Source organism: Micromonospora sp. AMSO31t, assembly GCF_008868175.1.
GTDB lineage: Bacteria > Actinomycetota > Actinomycetes > Mycobacteriales > Micromonosporaceae > Micromonospora.
On the sequence record NZ_WBKT01000016.1, the window covers coordinates 54086 to 64350 of the forward strand.

General features: G+C 75.5%; 11 protein-coding genes. 5 read left to right on the forward strand and 6 right to left on the reverse strand.

Annotated features, from left to right (window positions below; all coding sequences use genetic code 11):
* Nucleotides 1-48: 48 nt before the first annotated feature.
* Nucleotides 49-2169: a PhoX family phosphatase gene (locus tag F8274_RS06340; protein ID WP_151461343.1), complete on the reverse strand. Its 2121-nt coding sequence runs from the start codon at nt 2167-2169 to the stop codon at nt 49-51.
* A gap of 240 nt (nt 2170-2409) precedes the next feature.
* On the opposite strand from F8274_RS06340, the gene F8274_RS06345 reads away from it, so the two are divergent.
* Nucleotides 2410-2904, forward strand: a complete 495-nt coding sequence (locus F8274_RS06345; RefSeq protein ID WP_370518198.1) for a sigma-70 family RNA polymerase sigma factor — start codon at nt 2410-2412, stop codon at nt 2902-2904.
* The gene (locus F8274_RS06350; protein WP_151461345.1) at nt 2901-3614 is read left to right on the forward strand and encodes an anti-sigma factor; all 714 of its coding nucleotides are present in this window, start codon (nt 2901-2903) and stop codon (nt 3612-3614) included. Before F8274_RS06345 ends, F8274_RS06350 begins: the two co-directional genes overlap by 4 nt.
* A gap of 7 nt (nt 3615-3621) precedes the next feature.
* Here F8274_RS06350 and rarD read toward each other — a convergent pair whose 3' ends face one another.
* The 4 genes from rarD to eccE form a co-directional block, all read right to left on the reverse strand.
* The gene (gene rarD / locus F8274_RS06355) at nt 3622-4545 is read right to left on the reverse strand and encodes an EamA family transporter RarD (RefSeq protein ID WP_151461346.1); all 924 of its coding nucleotides are present in this window, start codon (nt 4543-4545) and stop codon (nt 3622-3624) included.
* Nucleotides 4542-5030 carry a GNAT family N-acetyltransferase gene (locus F8274_RS06360; RefSeq protein ID WP_151461347.1) on the reverse strand — a complete coding sequence of 163 codons (489 nt, stop codon included), beginning with the start codon at nt 5028-5030 and terminating at the stop codon, nt 4542-4544. The genes rarD and F8274_RS06360 overlap by 4 nt, the downstream gene beginning before the upstream one ends.
* 95 nt (nt 5031-5125) lie before the next feature.
* Nucleotides 5126-5512: a phage holin family protein gene (locus tag F8274_RS06365; protein ID WP_151461348.1), complete on the reverse strand. Its 387-nt coding sequence runs from the start codon at nt 5510-5512 to the stop codon at nt 5126-5128.
* A 47-nt stretch (nt 5513-5559) separates the two neighbouring features.
* Nucleotides 5560-7365, reverse strand: coding sequence for a type VII secretion protein EccE (eccE, locus tag F8274_RS06370; protein ID WP_151461349.1), 1806 nt, complete (start codon nt 7363-7365; stop codon nt 5560-5562).
* A 236-nt stretch (nt 7366-7601) separates the two neighbouring features.
* Between eccE and F8274_RS06375 the strand changes: the two genes are divergently transcribed.
* Complete coding sequence (locus F8274_RS06375) at nt 7602-7919, forward strand: WXG100 family type VII secretion target (protein WP_151461350.1); 318 nt, start codon at nt 7602-7604, stop codon at nt 7917-7919.
* Nucleotides 7920-7939: 20 nt separating this feature from the next.
* Complete coding sequence (locus tag F8274_RS06380; RefSeq protein ID WP_151461351.1) at nt 7940-8233, forward strand: WXG100 family type VII secretion target; 294 nt, start codon at nt 7940-7942, stop codon at nt 8231-8233.
* A gap of 78 nt (nt 8234-8311) precedes the next feature.
* Here the strand turns inward: F8274_RS06380 and mycP are convergent, their stop codons facing one another.
* The gene (gene mycP / locus F8274_RS06385) at nt 8312-9517 is read right to left on the reverse strand and encodes a type VII secretion-associated serine protease mycosin (protein ID WP_151461352.1); all 1206 of its coding nucleotides are present in this window, start codon (nt 9515-9517) and stop codon (nt 8312-8314) included.
* A 154-nt stretch (nt 9518-9671) separates the two neighbouring features.
* Between mycP and F8274_RS06390 the strand changes: the two genes are divergently transcribed.
* On the forward strand, nt 9672-10265 hold a 594-nt coding region (locus F8274_RS06390), incomplete at its 3' end, for an SseB family protein (protein WP_151461353.1).

Here is a 10265-nt window from a genome sequence, read left to right on the forward strand (position 1 = left end):
TGGCGGCCCTCCGGGGGGCGGTCCAGCGCCGGACCGCCCGGGGTGGGGTCAGCTGCCGACCGGGCGGCCGTCGAGACGCCAGGTGACGACCACGCCCGGCTTGGCGAAGTCGCCGTCCGGCCAGGTCGAGGCCGGGTTCTCCACGGAGGCGCCGGTGATCTCGCCCGGGTGCTGCACGGCCACGAAGACCGAGCGGTTGTCCTTCGTGATGAACGGGCCGCAGGTCTCCGCGCCGAGCGGCACGGTGAGGAACTGCTTCAGGTGACCGCGCTCGGGGCCCTCGACGGCGGTGGCGAAGAGCCCGTCGTTGCTGCCCAGCGCGTTGCCGTCGGTCGAGATCCAGAGGTTGCCGGTGGCGTCGAAGGCGACGTTGTCCGGGCAGGAGATCGGGGAGACCTTCGTCCTGTCGTACCCGGCGAAGTGGGTCGACGGGTCGGTCGGGTCGCCGCAGACGATCGGCAGCGACCAGGCGAACGTTTCGGCGGTGTTGTCGCCGCGGTCCTCGACCAGCTCCAGGATCTGCCCGTGCTTGTTGAGGTTGCGTGGGTTCGCCTCGTCGGCCGCCGCCTTCCCGGCCTTGCCCCGGTCGGTGTTGTTGGTCAGCGCCACGTAGACCTTGCCGGTGAGGTGGCTCGGCTCGACGTCCTCCGGGCGGTCCATCTTGGTCGCGCCGACCTTGTCCCCGGCGAGGCGGGTGAAGGTCAGCACGTCGGCGGCCGTCATCCCGTCGACGTACGAGCGGTTGCCGCTGACCAGCTTGATCCAGCGGCCCCGGCCGTCGAACGCCCCGTCGGCCGGGAGCTTGCCGGTGCCGTCGATCTCGGCGGTGCTGCTGCCCTCCAGGGCGGCCACGTAGAGCGTGCCGGACTCCAGCAGGGTGAGGTTGTGCTTGCGCGCCACCCACGAGTTGCCCGGCATGAACTTCTTGTCCGAGACGAACTTGTAGAGGTAGTCGAAGCGCTCGTCGTCGCCCATGTACGCGACGACGCGCCCGTCCCGGGCGACGATCACGTTCGCGCCCTCGTGCTTCACCCGGCCCAGCGCGGTGTGCTTGCGGGGGCGGCTCTCCGGGTCGAACGGGTCGATCTCGACCACCCAGCCGTAGCGGTGCGCCTCGTTCGGGTGCTTCGCCAGGTCGAAGCGCTCGTCGGCGCGCTCCCACTTGCGGCTGCCGCTCGGGTACCGCACGTCGGTCGGGATGCCGTAGCGGGTCAGCTTGGGCTTCAGCTCCTCGGGCGCGCCGTCGCCGCCGACGAAGTACTGGTTGAAGTTCTCCTCGCCGGAGAGCACCGTGCCCCACGGGGTGACCCCGCCGGCGCAGTTGTTCAGCGTGCCGACCACCGTACGACCCTTCGGGTCGGCGGCGGTGCGCAGCCAGGCCGAGCCGGCGGCCGGGCCGGTCAGCTCGAACTTCGTGGCCAGCGCCGTGATCCGCCGGTTGTACTGCCGGCGGCCGCTGCGTACCGGCCGCCACTGCCCGGTGGCGTCGACCCGCTCCAGCTCGACCACGGACATGCCGTGCGCGGCCATGGCCACCCGCAGCTGCTCCACCGAGAGCGCTTCCTGGCTGGTGAAGCCGGGGAACATGAGGTCCTCGTTGGTGTACTCGTGGTTGACCACCAGCAGGGCGCGCCTGCGGTCGATGGGCAGCACCCCGACGAAGTCGTTGTTGTAGCCGAACTGCTTCGACTGGGCGGCGGCGGTCTGCGCGTGCACGTCGAACGCGGGCGCGCCCGGCACGACCGGGTCACCCCACTTGATCACCACCGAGTGGTCGTACCCGTTCGGCACGACCAGGGCGTCGAGCTTGTTCGGCGGGATCGGCTTGAAGGTCAGCGCGCCGCTGCCCACGCCGCCGGCCGCCACGGCGGCCTCGCCCACGCCGGGCACGGCCGGGGCGGCGGGGGCGGCGGCGGCCGGGGCCGCGCCGGCGAGGGCGCCCGCCACGGCCCCGCCGAAGCCGAGCACCAGGGCGCCGGCGGCGCCGGCCCGGACCACACCCCGCCGGGAGACCTCGGCGTCGACCAGGTCCCCGAAGTACGGGTTGTCGGAACGGTTCGGCACCGGGTGGTCGCAGGCGTTGCCGCACCGGTACTGGCAGGTCATGGCGTCCCGGGCGCCGTGGCGGGTGGCGCCCAGCAGCGGGAGCAGCCGAGGACGGTCGCTCATGGGGTGGAGCCTCCTGATCGGACGTCGGTGGCGCGCCCGGTCCGCCCGGTCGCGCGTACCGGCCGGACGCTGCCAGGGCCCGGTGAGCGGGCACCGGCGGGAAGCTGAACCCGACGTGAACAAGCGCAGCGTGACCTGGGGCTGAACCGTTCGGCGTCACGGCACGTATCAAGGGGCGAAGATCGCCGGTCTCCCCGCCGCCGGAAGCGAGGTACCGCCATCAGCGACCACGACGCCCAACTGCTGCGCGCGCTGCACGACGAGCATGCCGACGCGCTCTTCGCGCACGCCCTCCGGCTGGTCAACGGCGACCGGTCGCGAGCCGAGGACCTGGTGCAGGAGACGCTGCTCAGGGCCTGGCGGCATCCCGAGTCGCTGGACCCGCGGCGCGGTTCCGTCCGCGCCTGGCTCTTCACCACCGCCCGGAACCTGGCCATCGACGCCTGGCGCCGGCGGTCCACCCGGGTCGGCGAGGTCTACACCGACGAGCTGCCCGAACCCGCCGAGACGGTCGACGAGACGGAGCGCGCGGTGGAGGCGTGGACCGTGGCCGAGGCACTGAACCGGCTCAGCACGACCCATCGCGAGGTGCTGGTCGAGTGCTTCTACCAGGGGCGGTCGGTGGCCGAGGCGGCCGCCCGGCTCGGGGTGCCGCCCGGCACGGTGAAGTCGCGGACCCACTACGCGCTGCGCTCACTACGGTTGGTGCTGGCCGAAATGGGGGTGACCGGATGACCCGCTGCGAGTTCGAGCACGACGACGGCGCGTACGTCCTGGGCGCCCTCGCCCCCGCCGACCGCGCCGCCTACGAGCGGCACCTGGGCGGGTGCGCGTCCTGCCGGGAGGCGGTGGCCGAGATCGCCGTGCTGCCCGGCCTGCTGGGCCGGCTCGACCCGGCGGGGCTGGAGCAGTTCCTGCCGTCCGCCACCGAGGCGTCCCGGGTGCCTGCGCTGCTCGACGCCGCGCGGGAGCGCCGGCGCCGCGAGCGGTCCCGGTCCCGGCGGCGGTACGCCCTGACCGCGCTCGCCGCGGCCGCGCTGGCGGTGCTGGCGGGCGTCGGGGTCTCCCTGGTCCGCCCGCCGGCCGCACCGCCGCCCACGGCGTTGCCCACGGCCACCGCTGCGCCGGTGACCATGACGGCCATGCGGCCGGTCGCCGGCGCCGCGCCGCTGCACGCCGAGGTCGGCCTGACCGACAAGAGGTGGGGCACCGAGGTCACCATGCGCTGCGGGTACGACCAGCGCGCCGGTCACCGGGAGGCGTACACCTTCCGGCTGGTGGCGCACGGCCCGGACGGCGCGACGGAGCAGGTCGGCACCTGGCTGGCCGCGCCCGGCGACAACGTCCGCGTGGTCGGCGCCACCCATTTCACCCACGGCGAGCTGGTGCGGCTGGAACTGGTCCGCGCCGACGGCACCCCGGTCCTCGCCTTCGACGCCCGCTGAGGCGCGGTCAGCGGGCCTCGGCGGGCACCAGGGCGGCGGCCCGCGCCTGCGCCCGGGTCCGGCGGGTGTGACGGAGGGCGTCCACCGTGAACACCACGAGGGCCACCCAGACCAGGCCGAACCCGGCCAGCCGGGCCGGCGGCATCGGCTCGTGGAAGACCAGCACGCCGCAGCCGAGCTGGAGGATCGGCGCCAGGTACTGCAGCATGCCCAACCCGGTCAGCGGCAGGCGGTTGGCCGCCCCGGCGAAGAGGAGCAGCGGGATCGCGGTGGCCGCGCCGGCCAGCACCAGCAGCGCCGTGTGCCCCGCCGAGCCGTGCCCGAAGGTGGCGTCGCCCTGCCGGCCCAACCAGCCGAGGTAGGCCAGCGCGGGCAGGGCCAGCACCGCCGACTCGACGAAGAGGCCCTCCGCGGCGGGCAGCCCGAGCCGCTTCTTGACCAGCCCGTACCCCGCGAAGCTGAAGGCCAGCACGAGGGCCAGCCAGGGCAGCCGCCCGTAGTCGACGGTCAGCACCGCCACGGCGAGGCCGCCCACGCCGAGCGCCGCCCACTGGGCCGGGCGCAGCCGCTCGCGGAGCACGAAGACCCCGATCAGCACCACGACCAGGGGGTTGATGAAGTAGCCGAGGGCCGTCTCCACCACCCGGTCCGAGTTCACCCCGTAGATGTAGGTGCCCCAGTTGACCGCGATGAGCGCGGCGGCGGCCGCGATGGCGGCCAGCGCCCGGGGCCGCCGGGCCAGCGCCCGCAGGAAGCCGATGTTGCGCATGGCCGCCAGCAGCAGCGCCACGAAGACCACCGACCAGACGATCCGGTGCGCGAGGATCTCCACCGGGCCGGCCGGGCGGAGCAGCTTCAGGTAGATCGGGAAGAAACCCCAGATCAGGTACGCGCCGAAGCCGTAGAGGTAGCCGAGACGGGTCTGGTTCACGCCTCTACCGTAAGTGGTGAAGCGGGGCTTTGCTCCTTTCCGGTGAGCTGGGTCACGCGCTGGTCGTACTCCATCCAGCGGCCCGGCTCGACCGGCGTGAAGCCGACCTTCGCATAGACACCGTGCGCGTCGTTCGTGGCCAGCACGATCCGCCGTACGCCCCACTCGGCCAGGTGGTCGCGGGCCGCTCCGGCCAGCCAGGTGCCCAGCCCCCGGCCCCGCTCGGACCGGTCGACGTAGACGTCGCACAGCCAGGCGAAGGTCGCCCGGTCGGTGACCACCCGGGCCACCGCCACCTGCCGACCGTCGCCGGGCCGGTAGACGCCGAAGCCGATCGACCCGGCGAAGGCCCGCCCGACGGTGTCCCGGTCCCGCCCGAGCGCCCAGTACGCGTCCGTGGAAAGCCAGTGGTGCACCCGGTCCAGGTCGAGCCGGTCCGGATCGGTGCTGAGCAGGTAGCCCTCGGCGTGGGTCAGGGTGAACACCCCTCCGACCCTAGTGGCGACCCGACCGGGCCTCACCAGCCAATTCCCGCCCGCTGGCCTGGGCCGGCGGGCGGGAACCGGCGGGTGGTGCGGGCTCAGTCGCGGTCGAGGACGGCGCCCAGGATCCAGGTGACGATGCCGACGAAGAGGGCGCCCAGCACCGCGGCCGGCCAGAAACCGTCCACGTGGAACGGCAGCCCGGCCTCACCGGCGATCCAGCTGGTGAGGAGGAACAGCAGGCCGTTGACCACCAGCGCGATCAGGCCGAGGGTCAGCAGGTAGAAACCGCAGCCGACGGTCTTGATGATCGGCTGGAGCACCGCGTTGACCACTCCGAAGATCACCGCGACGAGCACCAGCGTGGTCACCGTCTCGGTGGCCGAATCCGAGTCCAGCGTGATGCCCGGGATGAGCAGCGTGGCCAACCAGAACGCCACGGCCGTCGTGCCCAGCCGGATCAGGAGACCCTTCAGAAAATCCATGGCCGGGATCGTGCCACGCCGCGTCGACTCGCGGAACCCGTGCCGGCTCAGCCGCGGCCCGGGCGACCGACCAGTTGCGACTCGATCGGCGTCGGCGAGAGCAGCGCCCAGCGCAGCGCCCGCCGGTTCACCACCGCCACCATGTCGTCCCGGATCCGGGTCAGCCACTCCGCCGAGCCGCCCAGGCCGAGGGCCGCGCCGGCCAGCGCCGCCTCGCCGGGGTCGAGCGGTTGCAGGATCGCCAGGTCGGCGCGGGCCAGCGCGGCCGTGTCGGCCGGGGTCAGCTCGTCGCGGACCACGAGGACCGACTGCCAGGCCACCGCCGGGCCGACCTCCGGCGGCACCGGGCCGGCGTCGACCACCAGCAGCAGGGGGCGCAGCGGGGAGCCGGGCATGCCCCCGACCGGCCGCCCCGGTGGGACCAGTGGCACCGCGCCGCCCGGCCCGCCGACCCCGCGGACGAACGGCTCCCAGACCCGGGGCCGCGCCGTCTGCACCGCCACCCGTGCGCCGAGCGCCAGCGCCCGCAGGGTCAGCAGCTGGGCGGCCCGCACCCCACCCACCAGCAACAGCCGGGTCGTCGTGGGCCGGAACAGGCGTACGGTCACCGCGCCCCCGTGCCGGTTGGCGCCCACCATCAGCCCGGACTCGCCGAGGGTGAACTCCAGGGCGGCCAGCTCGGGCCCGACCGGGGGCGCGTCCGGCCGGGCCACCGCCAGCGGCAGGGTGGCGGCCAGCCCGCTCAGGTGCTCGCCGTCCAGCCGGCGCAGCTCGGCGCCGAGATCCCCGGCGAGCCGGCGCAGCGCCCGCTCGGCCACCGACAGCTCGGCCGCGGTGTGGGCGGCCAGGCGTACGGTCAGCTCGGCCGGAGCGGGCGCCGAGTCCGCCCCGGACCGCGGACCCACGCAGAGCGAGACGGTGGTGGCGGTCGCCGGCAGCGCCAGCAGCCGGGGAACCAGCCGCCGCGCGGCATCGGTGCGCGGATCCGGCCAGCGGCGCAGCCGCCAGGTGGTCTGCGGGAGCCCGCCCACGGTCACGGCCGGCCAGCTCTCCCGGACCGGCGCCCCGGGGTCGTGGTGGGCCAGTTCGGCCACCACGCGCAGCGCCGCGGGACCGCCGAGGGGGCGACCAGTGAGCGGCCCGAGCCGGCGCACGATCCGCCGGACGGTGCCGGACAGCGCCCGGCGCAGCTCGTCGTCGGACCAACCGTCGGCCCGCAGCGCCCGGACGGCGAGCACCACCCGGGCCCGGGCGGCCAGCCGCCCGTCGGTGAGCTGCCGGTACGACGTGCCGGCCGCGCCCGCCCCGGCGGCGGGTGCCGGCGCGGGGGACGCGGAGAACAGCAGCTGGATCCGGACCGGCGGACTCTCCGGACCCGCCGGGGGCAGCAGGCCGAGCGGCGGCGGCAGCTCCCGCGGGCCGTCGCCGAGCAGGTCGTCCGGGTCACCGATCTCCAGCAGCGCCGTCATCCCGGCGGTGTCCTCCAGCACCGCCGCCGGGCCGCCGGCCAGCTCGGCCGCGTGCACCGCCGCGCCGGGGCGGGCCAGCTCCAGCAGCGCCGCCGGCCCGGAGGTGGCCGGGAGGGCCCGCCGCCGGGTGAGGTGGGCCGCGCCGACGGCGAGCCACTCGAAGAGCCAACGGCCCCGGAGCCGGACCCAGGCGGCGGGCAGCAGCACCGCCGCCAGCAGCAGGGCGGCCGCGGTCACCAGGACGCCCCGGCCGACGGCCGCGACCAGCGCGGCGACCGCCACCTGCGCGGTCACCACCTGCCCGGCCCGGACGGGCGGCGCCGGGCGCCGGGTCCGCTGTGGAGGGTCGGCGGACGCCGGTGGGACGCTGGTGGTCGCGGTCACCGCACCTCCCCCGCCCGTTCGCCGAGTGACGCCGCCGTGGCTCATCGTAGAGCTTCGCCGTCCACAGGGGAGCCCGAGGGGGTAGCAGAACCGGAGTCGGACGGCTACCGTCAGCGACGAGTTCCGTCGAGCGCGCCCGCCGTCCCCTTCCCCCTTCTCCGGTGGCGCGCTCCGGCGAGTCCACGGTGGTCGCTCCTGCGGCCAGCCACGACCGAGGAGACGAGGTGACGTCCGGGGTGTCCCAGACTCAGGCAGAAGCCGCGGTGATGCAGCACACCGCCGCGAAGTTCGAGCAGGTCGACCAGTCGTTGCAAACCATGCTCAGCGGCCTCATGGCCGAGCTGGAGGTGTTGCAGCAGGCCTGGCGGGGTGCCGGCGGGCGCTCCTTCGAGCAGGTCAAGCAGCAGTGGGCGCAGGACCAGAAGGCCCTGCAGCGGGCGCTGCGGGAGACCGCCACGGCCATCCGCAGCGCCGGCCGGCAGTACGACGTGTCCGACACCGAGGCCGCCGGCCGCGTGGCGGGCACCAACCGCGGCATCCAGCTGCCCCTCTGACGCACGGGAAGGACCGATCGATGGACCACGGTGTGCTGGTCGTCAACTTCGCCGCCCTGCAACAGGCCGGCGCCGACATCCAGAGGGCGCTGACCACCCTCGAGAGCCAGCTCGGGCAGCTCGAACGCGACGCCGCCCCGCTGGTCGGGAGCTGGTCCGGTGAGGCGCGCGAGGCGTACGAGCAGCGGCAGGCCCGCTGGCGGGCCGCCTCACAGGACCTCCAGACCATGCTGCGCGACATCAAGCTGGCCGTGGAGGACTCCGCGGCCGACTACCTCGACACCGAGAAGCGCAACGTCAACCTGTTCCAGTGACCGCCGCGGGGCGGCACGGGCGTTCCCGCCCGTGCCGCCCTGTCGCTTCCCTCCGACAGGACGCCGGTGCGGTGCGGGTCAGGCCCGGTCGGCCGGGTGCCAGCGGCGGCGCGCCCCGCGGGGCAGCACGAGGGCGAGCAGCACCACCGCCACGGCCGAGGCCCCGGTCGCGGCGGCCACCAGCAGCGCCCGGTCCCGGGCCGACGTGCGGCGGGCCTCCCGGGCCAGCTCCGCCGCGTCCGGCCCGTCGACCGGCAGCGCCGCCCCGGCCCGGGGGCGAGCCGCCGCGACGGCCGGCGACTCGGTCACCGCCCGGTACGGGTTCAGCACCCCGGCGCCGTACCCGTCACCCCGTCCCGGGGCCGGGTCGGCGCCGGCCACGATCCGCCGGGCGACCTCCGCCGCGCCCAGGTCGGGGTGATACTGCCGGAGCAGCGCCGCGGTGCCGGCCACGAAGGGCGCCGCGTAGCTCGTCCCCTCCGCCCGGCGGTGGCCCTGGCGGGGCGCCGCCATCAGCACGTCGGCGCCGGGGGCGACCAGGTCGACGTACGGGCCGGCCTGGGAGAAGGCGGCGCGGGTGCCGTCCGCCCCGATCGCACCCACCCCGAGCACCCCGTCGTACGCGGCCGGATACGGCCGGGGATCGCCGCTGTCGTGCAGGTTGCCGGCGGCGGCCACCACCACGACGTCCCGCCGCACCGCGTAGGCGACCGCGGCGCGGACGGCGGGGTGGTCCGCGTACAGCACGACGGAGAGGTTGACCACGTCGGCGTCGTGGTCCACCGCCCAGCGGATGGCCCGGGCGAAGTCGCCCGCCCCGACCGTGCGCCCCGACTCCCGCCCGTCGACGACCTGCTGTTCGCTGACGCGTACGGGCAGGATGCGGGCCCCAGGGGCGATCCCCCGGAAGGCCACGCCCGGCCGGGGCGCGGCGGCGATCAGGCTCGCCACGCCGGTGCCGTGCCCGGCGCAGTCGCGGGTGCCGTCGCCGCCCGGGTCGAGGAAGTCGGCGCCGTCGAGGACCCGGCCGGTGAGCTGCGGGTGGGACCGGTCCACCCCCGAGTCGACCACCGCGACCACCACGCCGGCGCCGGTGGCGAGCGGGGTGAGCCGGTCCGGCGCGTACCGTTGCTGGGGCCACGGCTGCTCCGCGACAGGGCGGGCCGGCGCGGTCGGTGCGGCGCAGGCCGAGGGCGCGCGGGCCGAGGCCGGGGCGGCCGGCAACCCGGCGACGAGGAGGGCCGCCAGGACGGCCAGGGCCGGGCGCGCGGTGGGCCGGGACATCGACGGCCTCCGTATCGTGTCGACTCCGGAACGGGATGTTAGCGCCTCGCCGGGCGACCCGGCCGACCGTCGACAACCAGGCATTTGTGATCTTGTTACCACCTTGTAGGTTGTAGGCGATGCCTGTGGCCTGTTCGCGGAAGGAGACGTGGCCGTGACCGGATGGGAACCGGCCACCGAGGCCGAGGTGGCGATGCGCGATGCGCTGCGCGCGCAGGACCAGCAGCTCTACTTCCGCATCCTGACCCGCCTCGAGCTGCTCCTGCCGGTCGCCGCGGAGACGCTCGCCGAGGCGGGCCCGGCGGGCTGGGGCACCTGGACCACCGGGGGCCGCACACACGTGCTGGCCTTCACCTCCGCCACCGCGCTGCGCGCCTGCCTGGGCGAGAACGCCGGTGCCACCCGCCGCATCCCCTATGCCGACCTGGCCGCGGGCTGGCCCAACCACGAGTGGTGGCTGTCGGTCAATCCCGGGCTGCCCATCGAGGGCTACCTGCCGGCCTGGTTCGTCGCGCAACTCGCCCGCGGTGACGTCCGGCTGCCGGGCCGGACCATGGGCGCCCGGGCCCGCCTGGAGCGGGTGGAGAGCGCCACCCGGGCCGCCCGGGCTGCCCCGTCCGCGCCCGGCCGGGACATCCCGCCGCCGGTGCCCGGACGGCGGGTCCCGCCCGACCCGGTCCCGGCTGGACGCGGTCCGGCCGTCCCCGAGCCGTCGACCGTCCCGATCCCGACCGTTCCCGCACCGAGC